Source organism: Variovorax multivorans, from assembly GCF_051216835.1.
Lineage (GTDB): Bacteria > Pseudomonadota > Gammaproteobacteria > Burkholderiales > Burkholderiaceae_C > Variovorax.
Genome location: NZ_JBPJZL010000008.1, coordinates 185,541 through 202,366 on the forward strand (window position 1 = coordinate 185,541; position 16,826 = coordinate 202,366).

At 66.8% G+C, this 16,826-nt stretch carries 18 protein-coding genes; 8 read left to right on the plus strand and 10 right to left on the minus strand.

The features are described 5' to 3' along the window. Positions 1-7: 7 nt before the first annotated feature. From ACSFCA_RS22465 to ACSFCA_RS22490, 6 genes are all read right to left on the minus strand, one after another. Positions 8-1,102 carry a hypothetical protein gene (locus tag ACSFCA_RS22465; protein WP_435461243.1) on the minus strand — a complete coding sequence of 365 codons (1,095 nt, stop codon included), beginning with the start codon at positions 1,100-1,102 and terminating at the stop codon, positions 8-10. Next, the gene (locus tag ACSFCA_RS22470; RefSeq protein WP_435461244.1) at positions 1,102-2,046 is read right to left on the minus strand and encodes a methyltransferase; all 945 of its coding nucleotides are present in this window, start codon (positions 2,044-2,046) and stop codon (positions 1,102-1,104) included. Before ACSFCA_RS22470 ends, ACSFCA_RS22465 begins: the two co-directional genes overlap by 1 nt. Beyond that, positions 2,043-2,933 (minus strand): iron-containing redox enzyme family protein, encoded by an 891-nt coding sequence (locus ACSFCA_RS22475; RefSeq protein WP_435461245.1) that lies wholly within the window; start codon positions 2,931-2,933, stop codon positions 2,043-2,045. The genes ACSFCA_RS22470 and ACSFCA_RS22475 overlap by 4 nt, the downstream gene beginning before the upstream one ends. Positions 2,934-3,051: 118 nt before the next feature. Next, positions 3,052-3,882, minus strand: coding sequence for an urease accessory protein UreD (locus tag ACSFCA_RS22480; protein WP_097198430.1), 831 nt, complete (start codon positions 3,880-3,882; stop codon positions 3,052-3,054). 21 nt (positions 3,883-3,903) lie between these two features. Next, a complete protein-coding gene (locus ACSFCA_RS22485; RefSeq protein ID WP_435461246.1) occupies positions 3,904-4,428 on the minus strand; it encodes a nucleoside deaminase in 525 nt (174 codons plus the stop codon). Then, positions 4,425-5,453 carry an ABC transporter substrate-binding protein gene (locus tag ACSFCA_RS22490; RefSeq protein WP_435461247.1) on the minus strand — a complete coding sequence of 343 codons (1,029 nt, stop codon included), beginning with the start codon at positions 5,451-5,453 and terminating at the stop codon, positions 4,425-4,427. Before ACSFCA_RS22490 ends, ACSFCA_RS22485 begins: the two co-directional genes overlap by 4 nt. A gap of 345 nt (positions 5,454-5,798) precedes the next feature. Here ACSFCA_RS22490 and ACSFCA_RS22495 point away from each other — a divergent pair, with 345 nt between their 5' ends. Next, on the plus strand, positions 5,799-6,881 hold the full coding sequence (locus ACSFCA_RS22495; protein WP_435461248.1) for an aromatic ring-hydroxylating dioxygenase subunit alpha: 1,083 nt from the start codon (positions 5,799-5,801) through the stop codon (positions 6,879-6,881). 12 nt (positions 6,882-6,893) lie between these two features. Here the strand turns inward: ACSFCA_RS22495 and ACSFCA_RS22500 are convergent, their stop codons facing one another. Further along, the gene (locus ACSFCA_RS22500; protein WP_435461249.1) at positions 6,894-8,195 is read right to left on the minus strand and encodes a D-amino acid dehydrogenase; all 1,302 of its coding nucleotides are present in this window, start codon (positions 8,193-8,195) and stop codon (positions 6,894-6,896) included. 128 nt (positions 8,196-8,323) lie between these two features. On the opposite strand from ACSFCA_RS22500, the gene ACSFCA_RS22505 reads away from it, so the two are divergent. The 3 genes from ACSFCA_RS22505 to ACSFCA_RS22515 are packed head-to-tail and all read left to right on the plus strand — an operon-like array spanning position 8,324 to position 9,727. After that, positions 8,324-8,791 carry a winged helix-turn-helix transcriptional regulator gene (locus tag ACSFCA_RS22505; protein ID WP_258353486.1) on the plus strand — a complete coding sequence of 156 codons (468 nt, stop codon included), beginning with the start codon at positions 8,324-8,326 and terminating at the stop codon, positions 8,789-8,791. Between the two features lie 4 nt (positions 8,792-8,795). Then, positions 8,796-9,290, plus strand: coding sequence for a GNAT family N-acetyltransferase (locus ACSFCA_RS22510; protein ID WP_258353487.1), 495 nt, complete (start codon positions 8,796-8,798; stop codon positions 9,288-9,290). Between the two features lie 35 nt (positions 9,291-9,325). Further along, positions 9,326-9,727, plus strand: coding sequence for an OsmC family protein (locus ACSFCA_RS22515; RefSeq protein ID WP_093058105.1), 402 nt, complete (start codon positions 9,326-9,328; stop codon positions 9,725-9,727). Positions 9,728-9,740: 13 nt separating this feature from the next. On the opposite strand, the gene ACSFCA_RS22520 is transcribed toward ACSFCA_RS22515, so the two are convergent. Together ACSFCA_RS22520 and ACSFCA_RS22525 are read right to left on the minus strand one after the other, a co-directional pair. Next, positions 9,741-10,922: a serine hydrolase domain-containing protein gene (locus tag ACSFCA_RS22520; RefSeq protein ID WP_435461250.1), complete on the minus strand. Its 1,182-nt coding sequence runs from the start codon at positions 10,920-10,922 to the stop codon at positions 9,741-9,743. A gap of 22 nt (positions 10,923-10,944) precedes the next feature. After that, positions 10,945-11,298: a winged helix-turn-helix transcriptional regulator gene (locus ACSFCA_RS22525; protein ID WP_093058107.1), complete on the minus strand. Its 354-nt coding sequence runs from the start codon at positions 11,296-11,298 to the stop codon at positions 10,945-10,947. Positions 11,299-11,434: 136 nt separating this feature from the next. On the opposite strand from ACSFCA_RS22525, the gene ACSFCA_RS22530 reads away from it, so the two are divergent. Beyond that, the gene (locus ACSFCA_RS22530; protein ID WP_435461251.1) at positions 11,435-12,322 is read left to right on the plus strand and encodes an NAD(P)-dependent oxidoreductase; all 888 of its coding nucleotides are present in this window, start codon (positions 11,435-11,437) and stop codon (positions 12,320-12,322) included. 1 nt (position 12,323) lies between these two features. Here the strand turns inward: ACSFCA_RS22530 and ACSFCA_RS22535 are convergent, their stop codons facing one another. Next, positions 12,324-13,484, minus strand: coding sequence for an alpha/beta fold hydrolase (locus ACSFCA_RS22535; RefSeq protein ID WP_435461252.1), 1,161 nt, complete (start codon positions 13,482-13,484; stop codon positions 12,324-12,326). Between the two features lie 244 nt (positions 13,485-13,728). On the opposite strand from ACSFCA_RS22535, the gene ACSFCA_RS22540 reads away from it, so the two are divergent. From ACSFCA_RS22540 to lpxO, 3 genes are all read left to right on the plus strand, one after another. Next, positions 13,729-14,412: a response regulator gene (locus tag ACSFCA_RS22540; RefSeq protein ID WP_093058110.1), complete on the plus strand. Its 684-nt coding sequence runs from the start codon at positions 13,729-13,731 to the stop codon at positions 14,410-14,412. After that, positions 14,409-15,836, plus strand: coding sequence for a sensor histidine kinase (locus tag ACSFCA_RS22545; protein WP_435461253.1), 1,428 nt, complete (start codon positions 14,409-14,411; stop codon positions 15,834-15,836). Before ACSFCA_RS22540 ends, ACSFCA_RS22545 begins: the two co-directional genes overlap by 4 nt. 93 nt (positions 15,837-15,929) lie before the next feature. Next, entirely contained in the window at positions 15,930-16,826 is an 897-nt protein-coding gene (gene lpxO, locus ACSFCA_RS22550; protein ID WP_093058112.1) for a lipid A hydroxylase LpxO, read from the plus strand.

Sequence of the window (16,826 nt, forward strand, 5' to 3'; positions counted from 1 at the left end):
AATTCACTCAGTTGGAGGGCGGGTAGCGGTCGACCAGGCGGTTCTGTCGCCGGTTGAGCCGTGCGAGCGCGAGCAGGCCGATGGGCCGCACGCCGGCCTTGCGCTGCGCGGCGCCAATGGCGAACAGCAGCCGCTGCTTGGCGAAGACCATGCGAAAGCCCTGCACCACGCCGGTGTCGGGGTCCCACGCCTCGATGGCTTCGGAGCCCGCGCCGTTGATTTCCATGATGGTGAAGCCCCGCCCGGCACCGAGTTCGCGCAGGTTCTCGTAGCGCACATCGAAGCGCCCGAAACGGAAGTCGGGCATGTCGCGCGCGATGGCGTCGATGGCGCGCACGAGCTCGGGCGTGATGAGCGCGGCGCCGTCTCGGTACAGGCCGCCCACGCGGGTCGAGCCGATGGTGGCCAGCCGCACCTGCTGGCCGGCCGCCGGCACGCTGTCGGGAGGCACGCTGCATTCGTGGCGCGGCGAGCGCGCGATGCGGCGAGCGCGCACGTCGGCTGCCACGAGCTGGGCCACGGTGCTGCGGCCGTCGCCCGTCACGCGCGGGAAGTAGCGCAGCGCCAGGCCGATGATGCGGCCTTCGCCGGTGTCGGGGTCGCGCGCGTAGAAGATGCCGGCCTCGCCTTCCTGCGGCAGGTAGCGCTGCAGCACCACTGTTTCGTCGGAAGGAAAGACGGCCAGGTAGGCCAGCAGCGCAGCCATGTCGGGCAGCAGGCGCACGCCGTAGCCGCACAGGCCGAGGTCAGGTTTGGCGACCACGGGAAACGCGAGGCCGCTGTCGGCCATGGTGTGCCGCAGCGAGTCTTCGGTCGCGGTGCCGTCGTTGAACACCGCGCAGTAGTCGGCCGTGACCGAGCGCGCCAGCGGCCCCATGCCGCGGAAGTATTCGAGCTTGCCTTCGCCCACCAGTCCGCCGGAGGTGAGGTGCGGGTTGGCCGCCGATGGCACGGTGGTGCCGCCGTAGCGCAAGGACAGCCACAGCCATTGCACCACCAGCGGAACGCAGATGAGCCACTTGGGCATGCGCTCCAGCACGCTGCATTCGCGCACCACGGCCAGCCGGCCGGTGTCCACGCCGAAGTCGAGCCCGGCGGCCATCACGCGGCCTCCGTTGCGCGGATGGCGATGAGGCCGACTGCGGCGATGCGGTCGATGTGCGCATACACCGGCCGCTCCAGCTCCTCGCCGAACACATCGGGGTCGATCTCGGCATACGACCAGTCGAAGCCCGGTGCTGCGAGCAGGGGCTGCAGTTCGGCAAAGAACGGGTCTTCGCCATCGACCATGGCCACGCCGGTGTAGAGCAGCAGTTGCCCGCCCGGTGCCAGCCGTTTCAGCGACTCGGCCGCGATGCGCACGCTGAGTGCCCGGCCCAGCCGCGTGCCGCCATGGCGATAGGCGCGCTGCGCGCCGTCGTCGAGGTAAGGCGGGTTCGACACGATGAGATCGAAGTCGCCCTCGACCGCCGACAGCGCATCGCCCTGCGCGAGCGTGACGGGAATGCCGGCCACTTCCGCATTCACGGCCGTGTACTGCAGCGCAAGCGGGTTGATGTCGTTCATCACGACGGTCGCCTGCGTGCCCATGGCCGCCAGCGCACGCGCCACCGCGATGCCGCCCGCGCCGCTGCCGCAGCCCACGTCCAGCACGCGTACGTGAGGCTGTGCCTTGCGCCCGGCGAGCGCGTGGTGGAGGAAGCGAGCGAAGCGGCTGGTGTCGGGCCCGAAGAACACGGCGCTCTCCTCGACCGTGGGATAGGCCGAATGAAAGAACAGGTCGTCGCCCAGGCTGGCGATGCGCACGGTGCTGCGCATCAGCGAGCCCGTGTGCCGCACGATGCCGGCGCGCTCCATGTCGGCCAGCAAGTCCGGCGGCACTGCGCCCGCTTCGAACGACAGGTTCCAGCCGAAGATGTCTCGCAGCGTCGCGCCCGGTTCGCGCCCGCGCCGCGCGAGCACACGTTGGTGGGTCAGCGGCGTGACCGTGGTGAATCGGTAGCCCGTGGCCGCCACCTGGCGCAGCACGCCGGCCGCGTTCATCATGCGGTGGCCTCCTCGGCGTGCCGCAGTTCGGCGGTGTAGCGCTCGAAGCAGCGTTCGCCGCAGACAAGTCGCATCAGCGCGCCTTCGGCAATGAACTGCCCGCAGGCCGGATCGGCCTCGACCAGCGGCCGGATCACCTCGCGGTTCCATGCGCGCGAATGCGACACGTCGAGCGCCGCATGCAGGTCGAAGTAGGAGCGTGCGCGGCCGCTCAGGCCCAGGCGGCGCATGCCAGCCGCCACCTGCTTCACGCGCCCGGGCGCCGTGAGCTCGATGACGCCGAGCGCGCCTATGGAGTGGTAGCCATAGCGGCGCGTGGTCGCCAGCCCGACCATGGTGTTGGCGAGCGCCAGCGACTCCCACACGGTGGTGTCGATGGCCGGGTGCAGGTCGAGCTCGCGCACCATGTGCTCCAGCATCTGGCCGTGCATGGCGCTTTGCTTGCCGTGCCCCATCTCGTCCCAGAAGTTGCGCGCGCATTCCAGCTTGGGCTGCGGTGGCAGCTTGACCTGGGTGTAGGCCAGCAAGTCTTCGAAGCCGGCTTCGCCCGCAGCCTCCTGCGTGAGGAACCAGTGCATCTGCGGCAGCGTGGCCTCGTCGGCCAGCCAGTCGAACAGCGGGTGATGCTGGCCGGGGCCGGTGTGTGCCAGCGATTCGAACCAGCCGATGAAGTGGCTCGCGCTGCCGGCCGATGCCGATGCCGCCGCCTGCACCGTGGCGCGCAGGGCTTCGAGGTATTTGCCTTCGAGCAGGCGGCACGCATGCTCGCGGGCGAGGTCGTCCTGCCACTGCGGCGAAGGGCTGCCGAGTCTGAGTCGCTCGGCGTTGAACCGCGCCAGGTGCCGGTGAAGCTGCGTGTTCGCGTCGGGAGTGTCGTCAGGAGACATGGCCGATCCTCGTCATCCGCTGGGCAAAAGAATCAGGTTGCGCCTTTGCAACGCGGCTGTCCGTCAGACAGTGCCTACAGATTCGCCCCTCGGCGCGGGGATCGGAGGGAGATCGGCCTCAGGTCGCCCAGATGCGCGGCGTGGCCGCGGGCAGCTGCCACAGCTCGCTGCGCCATGCCTGCCAGACCTGCCGCAGAAGTTGCATCGCGGGCTCGACCACGGGTGCCAGCACGCGCAGCACGACCACTTCGGGATGCGGGCTGGTGGCGCCGGCGCTGTCGAACAGCGGGCTTGCTTCGAGCAGCGTGCGGGCTTGTGCAAGCAAGGCATCGCGCCGGGCGCGCGCCACCGGCGAGCCCGCCACGAAGAACAGCGAGGCCATGCAGCGGTGGCCGCCGAGGCCGATAGGGCTTTGCAGCAGCCGGTGGTCGGCCGCGTCGATGCGCCCGCGCTCCAGCCACACGCCGGGCACCTCGATGTGCTGCAGGTAGGTGCCACGTTCGAAGGGCTGGTTGGCGTTCGGCAGGCCGAGCGCGGTGACGTCCCAGCCGATCAGCTCGGCACCGGGCGCGACCTCGATGGAGAGCCGGTTCTCCGCCTGGCAGCCGCTGTAGCAGATGGCTTCGAGCGGCAGCCATTCGAGTCGTGCGCCGGCCGCGAGGCGGATGCGCGTGCGCTGCAGCGCCAACTCGCCTTCGGAGCGGTAGAAGCGCGAGGCGCCGGGCGTGGTGATCAGGCCGTGGCTGCCGTCGGCCGCCTCGATGTCGATGTCGAGCGTGTCGCCGCCCACCAAGCCGCCCGGCGGATGCACGAGCACGTTGTGGCACACGGTGTCGCCCTCGGGGTACAGGCTCTGCAGGATGCGCAGCGGGCCGTCATGGCGAAAGCGGGCGACGGTGCGGGCGGCTTCTTGTTGGTAAGCGAGATGGAGACGGGCGTGCCAGGGCATGCAGCGAGTCTAGTGCCGCGCTCAGGCCTTCCAGGCGCCGTCGTGGGCTGCGCTGGCCTCGTCGATCAGCGCTGGCCCGATGCATTCGATGGGGTGCGGCGAGGCACGGAACACGTCGCGGCACGACAGCTCGGCATCGCGCTGGTCCTGCCGCTCGCCACGAAACACGCGCAGCCGCTCGGCATCGATGCCGAACACCACGCGGCCGATGTTCGACCAGAAGATGGCGCCCGCGCACATCACGCAGGGCTCGCCCGACGCGTAGAGCGTGGCGCCCGCGAGTTCTTCGCGCGAGAGCTTGCGCCCGGCCAGCGCGCGCAGTGCGTTGACTTCGGCATGGGCGGTGCAGTCGCCTGTCTCGGCATTGCTGTTGCCCGCTTCGGCCAGCACCTCTCCGGTGGCGGAGACGATGACCGAGCCGAAGGGGCGGTTGCCCCGGCGGCGGGCTGCATGCGACCAGACGATGGCCTTGCGCAGGTAGCGGCCGTCGCGTTCGTCGAGCGTGGTTTCGGCGGGATATGTGGTGGTGTCGCTGTTGGAGTTCATGCCTTGGGGATGGAGCGTTCGCTGCGCGATGGAAGCATTGAAGTGTTGAAGATAGCGTCGGACGCGGGCTTGACCTTGAGGCCGAAGACATCGGCTACTTCGTCGACCTGCTGTTCGAGCGTGAGTTTCTTTATATCGCCAAGGCCGTGGCCGCGCGTGTCGGCCGCGCCCACGTACTGCGCGGTGATGCCCCAGCGCTCGAGTTCGATCTTCTCGTCGAGGATGGGCTCGCGCTGGCGCATGGCCGCGATGCTCGGCGCCGGGTTGGCAAAGGTCTCGACGATGGCGCGGTTGCTCGCGCGAAGGAAGGCCGCCACTACTTTCGGGTTCTGCGCGATGAGGTTGCTGCTCGCGAGGATGGCGTTGCCGTACAGGTTGACGCCCGCGTCGGCGAACTTGAGCACCGACAGCTCCTCGGGCTTCATGCGCGCGAACAGCGAAACGGCAGAGTCGTGGAAGTAGGTGGCGGCATCGACGTCGCCGCGCACCATGACGTTGTCGCGTGCGCTGAAGTCGGTGGTCTGCCACTGGAAGGCGTCGCCGCGCATGCCTTGCTTGCGCGCGACCATCGGCCAGGCACGGCGTGTCGATTCCACCGCTGCGGCAGCGACCTTCTTGCCCGCGAGGCTCTTGAAGTCGCCGGTCACGCCGCGGTCCTTGCGGCCGATGATCACGAACGGTGCGCGGTTGTAGTACTGGTACACGGCCTGCACCATCGGCGTGCCGGGGTTCTGCGCGTTGAACTCGACCAGCGAGCTGATGTCGCCCAGCCCCAGTTGGTAGACGCCGCTGGCGATGCGCGTGATGGAGGCGACCGAGCCGGCGCCGGTGTCGATGCTCACGTCGAGCCCCTCTTCCTTGTAGTAGCCCTTGGCCAGCGCCAGGAAGAAGGGAGAGGTCTGCCCGTTGATGCGGAAGTCGAGCGTGAATTTGAGCGGGGTGAGCTTGCCGTTGCTGCCTTGAGCGAAGACGGCAGGGGCGGCAAGGGTGGCGGCACTGGCCGCGAGGAAGGATCGACGTTGCATGTGGGGCCTCGGAAGCTTCGGGTCTTGAATCCCCCTGCACAGGGCAGAAGGCGTTTCAAGAGCAATTTCCGGGCGGGCGCACGTTCGTGGTGCGTGCGCTGCTGAACGCTTCTACTCTTGCAGCAGGTCATGCACGACGCATGCCAAGGGCCCTTTCGAGCATTTTGCTCGGGCATTGAGGGTGAGGGCTTGGAGGGGCAGCCTGGCCGGGCGCACAATCCGGGCGCGCAATTTGCAAGGCATGTTGCGCAGAGTAGAAGCGTTCAGCCGCGCGATGCCCCGTGCATCCAGGCAGGAAATTGCTCTTTCACGTTCGTCCCCACGCAACAAAGAAGGAGTCCGCGCATGCTCGTTACCCAACAACCCGTCTTCCGCAAGTTCTGGCATGCCGTCATGCCGCTCTCCGAACTGGCACAGGGACCGAAGCCTTTCAGGCTGCTGGGCGAAGACATCGTTCTATTCATCGATTCCGACGGCCAGCCCGCCGCACTGCGCGACCGCTGCTGCCACCGCACCGCGAAGCTGTCGAAGGGCTGGTGCGTGGACAGCGAAGGCCAAGCCTGCGGCACCGGTGCCATCCAGTGCGGCTACCACGGCTGGACGTATGACCGCAGCGGGCAGGTCATCCGCATCCCGCAGTACGAAGCAGATCGCAAGATCTCGCCCGAGTACCGCACGACGGCCTACCGCTGCACCGCGCGCTACGGCTACGCATGGGTGGCGCTAGAAGAGCCCGTTGCCGACATTCCCGCCATTCCCGAGTTCGACGACCCGGGCTACCGCACCATCTTCCAGTTCTACGAAGAGTGGCAGACCAGCCCGATGCGCGCGCTCGAAAACTCCTTCGACAACTCGCACTTCAGCTTCGTGCACCGCGCCACTTTCGGCGTGGCCGCGAGCCCGAAGCCGAGCAAGTACGAACTGGTGGAAAACGAATCGGGCTTCTATGCCGAGACGGTCATCGAAGCGACCAACCCGGTGAAGTTCCATGCAATCAGCGGCGTGACTGACCCCATCACCACGCGCCACATGCGCAACGCCTACTTTCTGCCGTTCTCGCGTCGGCTCGACATCGAGTACCCGAGCGGCGTGCGCCACATCATCATCAACTGCTTCACGCCCATCGACGATGGCCGCATGCAGCTGTGCCAATGGCTGTTCCGCAACGACACCGAGGCCGACTGCACCGCGCAGATGCTGATCGACTTCGACGATGCGGTGACGCGTGAGGACAAAGACATCCTCGAATCGACCGACCCCGATGCGCTGGTCGACACGCGCCGGCGCGGCGTGGAGTATTCGATGGAGTCGGACCGGCCCGGCATGCTGATTCGCAAGCACCTGATGCAACTGCTTGCGAAGCACGGCGAGGCGGAGGTTTATCGCGGCATGAGCAGTGCCGTGATTCCGATTGCAAAGGCTGCCTGAGCGGCCTCCGCATCAAGCCGGGGCAGTCGCAGGGTTCGGGCGCGTTGCACGCGACGAGCCCTGTTCGTAGCGGTCCATCGCAAGACCGTCGGTACGGATTTCGGGCCGCTGCCCCATCACCATGTCTGAGATCAGCTTGCCCGAGCCGCAGGCCATGGTCCAGCCCAATGTGCCGTGGCCCGTGTTGAGGAACAGGTTGCTGTAGCGCGTGCCGCCGACGATGGGTGTGCTGTCGGGCGTCATCGGGCGCAGGCCGGTCCAGAAGGTGGCGCGCGGCACGTCGCCGCCGGGGAACAGGTCGGTCACGACCTTTTCGAGGGTCGCGCGGCGGGCCGGGTTCAGGCGCAGGTCGAAGCCGCCGAGCTCGGCCATGCCGCCCACGCGGATGCGGTTGTCGAAGCGCGTGACCGCGACCTTGTAGGTCTCGTCGAGCACGGTCGATTGCGGCGCGAGCGATTCGTCGAGCAGCGGCACGGTCAGCGAGTAGCCCTTGACCGGGTACACCGGAATGTCCAGCCCCAGCGAGGCGATGGCGGCGCGCGAATAGCTGCCGAAGGCCATCACGTAGCGGTCGGCCGTGAGGATCTTGCCGGCGGTGGTGCGCACGCCGGTGATGCGGCTGCCGTCGGTTTCCAGGCCGTCGATGGTCTGGCCGAATCGGAAGTCCACGCCCAGGCCGAGCGCGATTTCGGCGAGGCCGCGCGTGAACAGGTGGCAGTCGCCGGTTTCGTCGTTGGGAAGGCGCAGGCCGCCGGTGAGGCGGTCGCGTGCGCCGGCCAGCGCGGGCTCGACGCTGGCGAGGGCATCGCGGTCGAGCAGTTGGTAAGGCACGCCGCATTCCTCGAGCACCGCGATGTCGCGCTGCACCGCGTCGAGCTGTGCCTGCGTGCGGAACAGCTGCAGTGTGCCGCCGGTGCGCTGCTCGTACTGCAGGCCGGTGTCGGCGCGCAGCTGCTGCAGGCAGCCGCGGCTGTATTCGGCCACGCGCATCATGCGTTCCTTGTTCACTGCGTAGGCCTCGGGCGAGCAGTTGCGCAGCATCGCGGCCATCCAGCGCAGCTGGAACATCGTGCCGTCGGGGCGAATGGACAGCGGCGCGTGCTTCTTGAACATCCACTTGATCGCCTTCAGCGGAATGCCCGGCGCGGCCCACGGCGTGGAGTAACCCGGCGACACTTGGCCGGCATTGCCGAAGCTGGTTTCCTCGGCGGGGCCAGCCTGCCGGTCGAGCAGGGTGACCTCGGCGCCAGAGCGCGCGAGATAGTAGGCCGTGGTGGTGCCGATCACGCCGCCGCCGAGAACGATGACTTTCATGGTGTATTCACTGATTCAGATGGAATGAGTGGAATCTAAAGTGCACAATGCAGTGGATTCCATTGTTTTCAGCGATTTGGCAGTGAAATACACTGCCGAAAATCGTCCAAAGCCGCGCGCGAAGTGAAATGCCCGAACTCGACCGAATCGACCGCAAGATCCTCGACCTTCTGCAGCGCCAGGGCCGTGTTTCCATGACCGAACTGGCCGAGTACATCGGCCTGTCGGCCTCGCCCTGCGCCGAGCGCGTCAAGCGCATGGAGCGCGACGGCGTCATCACCGGCTACCACGCGCACGTGTCGCCCGAGGCGCTGGGCAAGACGCTGCTGGTGTTCGTCGAGATCAAGCTCTCGGCCAAGTCGGGCGACGTGTTCGACAAGGTGCGCAAGGAACTGCTCCACATGCCCGAGGTGCTCGAATGCCACTTGGTGTCGGGCAGCTTCGACTACCTCGTGAAGGCGCGGCTCAGCGGCATGAGCGAGTACCGGCACCTGCTGGGCGACATCCTGAAGAAGTTGCCGGTGGCGGCCGAGTCGCACAGCTACGTGGTGATGGAAGAAATCAAGGAAACGCTGATGCTGGCCGTGGACCGCTGAACCGATGAGCAAGAACCACGACATTCCCGACATCGCCATCCGGCCCTGGCGCCTGGACGACTTCGACGCGGTGAAGGCCATCCTCGACGACACCTTCGCCGGCACCTGGCTGCCGCAGCTCACGCCCGAGGCCGCGAAGGCCTACAAGGAGAGCGGCGAGCCCGTGGGCTACATCGACGAGATGGGGCCGGCCTTCTTCGTGGCGGAGATCGACGGCGAGGTGGTCGGCGTGGTCCATTGGGAGCACGACTTCGTGCACGCGCTGCACGTGCCGGCCGAGCACCAGCGCAAGGGCATCGCCCGCGCCCTGATGGCCTTCGCGGAAGACGGCATGCGCGCCGGCGGCGTGGCGCTCGCACGGCTCGAAACCGACACCTTCAACACGCAGAGCCAGGGCTTCTACCTCGCGCTCGGCTACCGCGAGGCCGACCGCTACCCCGATCTCGAATGGCACAGCGGGTTCACGACCATCCTGTACGTGAAGACGCTTTCCTCCTGAATCCTGAATCGCAACTCCCTACCAAGGACACCTGCATGACGATCTCGATCCGCCGCGACGGCACCACCGGCACGCGCCACATCCTGAAGATCCGCAACCACGAGATTCCGGTCGATGCATCGCCCGCTGGCGGCGGCAGCGATGCCGGCCCCGAGCCGCATGACCTGTACGACGCATCGCTCGCGGCCTGCAAGGCGCTCACGGTGCTGATCTACGCGCGCCGCAAGGGCATTCCGGTGGAAGACATCGAGGTCGTGGTCGACCGCGACGACAGCGAGGAGCGCAAGGGCGTCTACCGCCTCAAGTCGGGCCTGCGGCTGAGCGGCGACCTGACGGAGGCGCAGCGCGACGAACTGCTGCGCGTGGCGGGCAAGTGCCCGGTGCACAAGCTCATGACCGAGGTGAAGACCGAGATCGAGACCGGCTGGGCCGACTGACCCGGCTGGTCGGTCAATGCAGCACGCGGTAGGTGCGTACCGCGCGCAGCAGCGCCCACAGGCCGGCCTCGGCCGGCACCTTCTTCTCGTTGAACGACACGGCGATGTACACGTCGTCGGCCGGCACGTAGGCCACGATGCTCGTGAAGCCCTCGATGCCGCCGCTGTGCCCGAGCATCAACCCGGGGCCGTCGGGCACGTCGTAGAGCTGCACGCCCATGCCATAGAACGCGTTGCTCCCGGCATAGGGGCCGAGCATGGAGGGCATGTCGGTGAACATGCGGTGCACCGCTTCGCCGGGCAGCACCTTGCCTGCGAGCAATGCGTGCCAGAACACCGCGAGATCGCCCGCTGTCGATGCCAGTGCACCCGCGGCATAGGGCGTGGCGTACTGGTCCGGTGCGTCGACCGGCCGGCCGGCTGCATGGCCTGTGGCAACGGGCAGTTCGACGCCCGGCTTGCGCATGACCGTGTGCGTGAGCGACAGCGGCTTGATGAGCCGCTTCGTGAGCACGTCGGCGAACGGAGCGCCGTCCACCTTCTCGACGATCACGCCGAGCATTGCGTAGCCGGTGTTGGTGTAGCTCCAATTCGTGCCGGGGCAGAACTGCGGCTTCTGCGACGTGCCGAGCGCGATGACGTCGGCGGGCGTGCGGTAGGCCGTTCCCAGCGACGGTAGCGCGTTGAAGCTCACGAGGCCGCTGGTGTGGCGCAGCAGATGTTCGATGGTGGTGAGCTTCGCATTCGGTGCGTCGGGAAACCACTTGTCGATGGTGTCGTCGAGCTTGAGCTTGCCTTCGTCGACGAGCTGCAGCACGACGGCGGCCGTCAGTGTCTTGGCGGTGCTTGCCACCTGGAAGGGCTGGTCGGGTACGACTGGTTGTGGCGGTTCCTTGCGTGCCAGGCCGCGCGTGGCCGACCAGATGCCTTCGCCGGGAATCGCGACCGCCACGCTGGCAGCGGGAACATGCGCGAGCATCTTGTCGAGCGCGTCGCCGAGCGCTTTTTGCAGCTCGGCGGGCAACTCGCCGTCGATGGAGCGCTTGAAGTCCTTCTGCCATATCGCCTCGTGCGCTGAACGCATCGGCGGCCCCGCGTAGACAGGCGAGGGCGCGCACGCCGGCTGCGCCTGCGCGAGTCCCCATGACACAGACGTGGCCAGCAGAACGGCCGATGAAATCTTCCGCAACGACATTCGGTGCTCCCGGTGTGCCGGCCTACTTGGCCGCTTCGGCTTTCGCGCGTGCGGTTTCAATGCGCTTGGCGTTGCGGTCGCCCCAATCGGCCAGCGGCCCGAGCGCCGCATTGAGCGTGGCCCCCAGCTTGGTTGCCGAGTACTCCACGCGCGGCGGCACTTCGTGGAACACCTCGCGATGGACGATGCCGTCGGTTTCGAGTTCGCGCAGCTGCTGGATCAGCATCTTCTCGCTGATGTCGGGCAGCAGCCGCTTGAGCTCGCCGAAGCGGTAGGCCTGCGCGTTCAGCTCCCAGAGGATGACGGCCTTCCATTTGCCGCCGATGACGTCGAACGCAGGCCCGATGCCGCAGTTGTAGGGTTTCTTCGATTTCATTTTTTGTCCGCGGAATGCCTTGTAAATACCCAATACATACGTTTTGGTAAGTACCTAACTTTATTGTAGGTACTTGACCATATGGAAGCGAAATTTCTACGATTCAGTTGTCTTCACAAACAGCAATCGAATCGTCATGAACAACAAGCGAGTTTCCGTTCTGGGCCTGGGCTCGATGGGTTTCACCATTGCTCAGCTCTATCTCGATCAAGGCTACGAAGTCACGGTGTGGAACCGCACGCCCGGCAAGGCCGATGCGCTGGTCGCGAAGGGCGCCGTGCTGGCGCGCGACGCAAGCGAGGCGTTGCGCGCGAGCCGCGTTGCGGTGATGTGCGTCTACGACTACCGCGCCGCCGATGCGATCTTCGCGCTCGATGGCGTCGCCGCCGCCATGGACGGCCGCCTTCTGGTGCAGCTGACCACCGGCAGCCCGCAGGACGCGCGCGACGCGCAGGCATGGGCGCACACGCACGGCGCCGCGTACCTCGAAGGCGCGATCCAGGCCGCGCCTGACCAGATGGGCCGGCCCGATACGCCGCTGCTGGTGTCTGGCGAAAAGCACGTATTCGACGAGGCCGAGCCGTGGCTGAAGGTGCTGGCCGGCGGCATCGTCTACCTGGGCGAGAAGGCGAGCGCCGCGGCGGCCATGGACCTCGCTACGCTCTCCACCATCTACGGCACGATGCTGGGCTTCATCCACGGCGCGCGCATTGCCGAGCACGAAGGCTTCGACGTGGCCGAGTACGGCCGCATCGTTGCGGGCATCATGCCGACCTTCGCGGGCTTTATTCAGCACGAGGGCTCCGTCATCCAGTCGGGCGATTTCAGCATCTCGCAGAGCCCGATGCGCATCTCGGTCGAGGCAACGCAGCGCATCCTGCAGACGGCGCAGGCGTCGGGCATCAATACGGAGTTTCCGGCCTTCGCCGCGGACATCTTCCGGCGCGCCGACGAGGCAGGGCTCGGCGGCGAGGAGCTCGCTGCGTTGATCAAGCTGCTGCGCGCGAAGGGATCGTCGGCATAGCTCAGGCCCATGTCATGAACTGGATGGCCCGCAGCACCTCGGCCTCGCGCTCCATGAAGAAGTCGCCGTGGCTGGTGTTGTCCAGGGTCAGCCGGTTCGGGGTGTTGAGCGCCGCCACGAGCTGGTTCGAATTCGTGATGGCTGCGCTACGGATCATGCGCACGTAGTCCGAGGCGTCTTTCTGCGTCTTGGCATCGAGCGGCAGTTCCAGCCACGGGAACATGTCGCGGGTGTCTGCAGGCAGGGCGGTCACGACCAGTGAAGGTGCGCGCACGGCCTTGTAGTCGGGCGAGAACGAGTGGGCGGCTGTTTCCATGGCGTCATTCACTTCGCTGGGTGTGTTGAGACTCACGCTTCCGTCGGCATGGATGTCGAGGCTGTCGCGCAGGTTCGCTTCCAGCACAGGCCACCAGTTCTTCGAATTGCGGCGAGAGAAGGCGATGGCAGCCTGCAGCGAGCGGCCGTTCTCCGGCTTCGGTTTGGGTTCATCGAGCAGCGGGTTTGTCGGTACGTCCTGGCCGCCACTGTCTGCGCCCACCGTGTAGTCGAAGGTCGTGTCGAGGTAGATCAGGCCCTGCGTCCGTTCGGGATACAGGCCCGCGAAGCGCGTGAGCTCGTTGCCTGCGATCGAGTGGCCGCCCAGCACCGCGCGCCGTACGCCGAGGGCGTCGAGTACCGCCTTCAGGTCGGCCACGAGCGTGTCCACCTCGTAGTGCTGCGTGGCGGTCTTCATGGGCAACGGCTTGTCCGAGAGGCCGTAGCCGCGCCGGCTGATCGCGATCACGCGCGACTTGGCGGCCAGTGCGGGTGCGAGGCCGTCGAAGCTGCGCGCGTTGGCACCAAGCCCGGGCAGAAATACAAAGACTGGGCCGGTGCTGCGGGGCGGCTGCCAGTCGCGCACCTGCAGAGAAACTTCAGGCGAGCTCGATACCTTGATACGGCGGTTGACGACGGAGACTTTGCCTTCGCCACTGTCGTTCCTTGGGCTTCCATCGCCAACACCCGGGTTGGTGTTCGGGGGGGCATCCGGGTTGGCACCTGGGCCGGCAGCGGCGGGAGCAGCAGGACTGGCATCCGTGCCAATGCCGGGCCCGATGCCAACGCCGCCGCGGCCGCCGCCACCACCGCAGGCGGCGAGCCCTGCAGCACTGGTCAGTGCCATGGCATGGAGGATGTCCCGCCGCCGCAGGCGGTTGCGATCCGGCTGGTCGCGAGGGGCCAGGAGGGTGGGCGATCGATTCACGTCGGTGTTCCGTTTCCGTGTGGTGAGGAGTCGCTCCAGTGTCCGGGCCCCACCTGAAGGGCTGCTTCGGCATTCATGAAGATTTCCTGAAGTGCTTCACCGGCGTGTCGCTGATACTCCGGCCACATTCCGGAAACGGAGTGGTTTGTTCACGTGGAGGCTCATGAATCTCTTGCTTGTTGAGGACGACCTTGACCTGGGCAACGGCGTGCGCATCGCGCTGGCCAATCAAGGCATGGATGTGGTGTGGGTCCGCAGACTCGACGACGCCCTGCGCACGCTCGACGGCGGCACCTTCGACATGGTGCTGCTCGATCTCGGCCTGCCCGACGGCGACGGGCTCGACCTGCTGTTCCGCCTGCGCCGCGACCGGCAGATATTGCCGGTGCTGGTGCTGAGCGCGCGCGACGCGCTGACCGACCGGCTGCGCAGCCTGGACGACGGCGCGGACGACTATCTCGTCAAGCCCTTCGCGCTGGCCGAGCTGCTGTCGCGCGTGCGGGCGCTCGCGCGCCGCAGCTACGGCTTCAACGACGAGACCATCCGCATGCGCGGCCTGGCGCTGCACGAGCCCACGCGCGGCGTGATCGTCGACGGCGAGCCGGTGGAGCTTTCGCGCTGCGAGTTCGACCTGCTGGCCTTGCTGCTCAAGCGCACCGGCCGCGTGGTCACGCGCCGCGTGATGGAAGAGCAGGTGCTGCCCGGCGGCCAGGCCAACGGCAGCAATTCGCTCGAGGTGCACATCTCCAACTTGCGCAAGAAGATCGGCCAGGGCTACATCCGAACGGTGCGCGGCATCGGCTACGTGATCGACGTGCAGTCGCTTGTGCGGAGCACGCAAAAATGATGCAGGCGCTGGCGCAGCGCTGGAAGAACTGGAAACAACCTTCCCTGATGCGGCGCCTGCTGCTGGCGCAGATGGGCGTGGTCGCCTTGCTGTGGACCATGGCCATCGCGCTGCTGCTGTACGACTCCTACGATGACCCCGAGCTGCTGAAGTTCGACAAGATCTTCCAGTCGGTGATTGCAATCGCGAAGAACACGGCCGACCAGCCCGACAAGCAACAGGAAACCCTGGCCGCCTTCGAAGCTGCGCTGCTCGAAACCATGGGCGACGGCGACGCCGCTTCGGACACCTCGCCGGTGCTGCAGGTGTGGCAGGGCGACAAATTGATCTACCGCTCGACGGCGGCCGTGCCCGTCATTCTCAATACCGTGCCGAACCGCGTCGAGACCGTGAAGGCGGGCAACCGCGAGTGGCGCGCGCGCACGCTGGCCTCGCCCACCTCGGACGTTCGCGTGATGCTGGCCGAGCCCAGCGTCTGGCGGTTGACGGTCACCGTGATGTACCGCGGCTACTACCTGTTGCCGCTGGTCATCAGCCTGCCTTTTCTGGTGTTTCCCGCGTGGCTGTCGGTGCGCCTTGCGCTGCGGCCGTGGCGCCGGGTGAGCCAGGAAACCGCCGAGCGCGGGCCGGCCGACCTCACGCCGCTGTCGTACGCGCCGCCGCACAAGGAACTGCAGCCGCTGGTGCAGAGCATCAACAGCCTGCTGCAGCGGGTGCGCGACAGTACCTCGCGCGAGCGCAGCCTGATCGCCGACGCCGCGCACGAGCTGCGCACCCCGCTGGCCGCCATGCGCGTGAACGTGGAAGCGCTGAAAGAGCAGAGCACCGACGAACATCAGCGCGAACTCATGGGCAACCTGCTGCGCAGCAACGACCGCGCGGCCCGGCTGGTAGGGCAGTTGCTGCAGCTCATGCGTAGCGACGCGGTTTCGGACAACGCCCTGCCCGTGATGCTGTCGCTCGACGCGCTGGTACAAGACCGGCTGGCCATGATCGAAGGCCTGGCCAGTGCCCGCAACGTCGAGCTGGAACTGGTGAGCGAAGACCGCGTGCCGGTGCTCGGCGAGCGCGAAAGCCTGGTCTCGATGATCGACAACCTCATCAACAACGCCATCAAGTACAGCCCGCCGGGGAGTACGGTGGTCGTGCATGTGGCGCGCGAGGGCACCCAGGCACTTCTGACGGTGGCAGACGAGGGGCCCGGCATTCCGCCCGCGCTGCGCGAGCGGGTGTTCGATCGCTTCTTCCGCAACCCCGACCAGAACCAGAGCGGCAGCGGGCTGGGGCTGGCCATCGTCAAGTCGGTGGTCGACCGGCACGGCGGCGAGGTGGCGCTAGGCGAAGTCGCAAACGGCGGCCTGCTGGCCACCGTGCGGTTGCCGCTGGCCATGGCCGATACGCCGCAGCCCATGCTCTGCAGCTGAAACCTCGCCCGGCGCACGGCCAAAGGGGCGGGGCAGGGCCAATTTGGTGCAAAGAATTACACTACCCGGTGCTGTTCACAGGACACTTTCCAAATGAAGTGGGTCATTCTTGCCATCTTCGCGCTCAGTGCGCTCTACGTTCATTTCCGCGGCCAGGTGCGGCATCGCTTCTTCAGACAGCTCTCTGATCACTCGACCTTCCTCGCGCCGCTGAACGTCTTCATGTACCTTTTCTCGAAGGTGCCGGGTACGCCGTACCTGTCGCCCGCGCAGTTCCCCGAGATGCGCGTGCTCGAAGAAAACTGGGAAGTCATCCGCGAAGAAGCGCTGGCCATGCGCAATGGCGGCAGCATCAAGGCGTCGAGCCAGTTCAACGACGTGGGCTTCAACTCCTTCTTCAAGAGCGGCTGGAAGCGCTTCTACCTGAAGTGGTACGACGAGGCGCATCCTTCGGCCGCCGTGCTGTGCCCGCGCACCACCGAGCTGCTCAAGGGCATCGGCACCATCAAGGCCGCGATGTTCGCCGAGCTGCCGCCGGGCAGCCGCCTCGTGCGCCACCGCGACCCCTTCGCCGGTTCGCTGCGCTACCACCTGGGCCTTTGGACGCCGGGCGTGGAAGGCTGCTACATCGACGTGGACGGCCAGCGCTATCACTGGCGCGACGGCGAGGCCGTGGTGTTCGACGAAACCTTCATCCACTACGCAGAGAACACGACCGACCACGACCGCGTGATCCTGTTCTGCGACATCGAGCGCCCGCTGAAGTACCGCTGGGCCAGTGCCGTGAACCGCTGGTTCGCGAAGAACCTGCTGGCCGCCGCGAGCTCGCCCAACGACGCGGGCGACAAGACGGGCGGCATCAATCGCGCCTTCAAGTACATCTACCAGATCCGCGTGATCGGCAAGCGCCTGAAGGCTTGGGACAAGCGGGTGTACTACCTCGTGAAGTGGGCCATCTTCGGTGGCCTGGCCCTCTGGATCTTCTGGTAA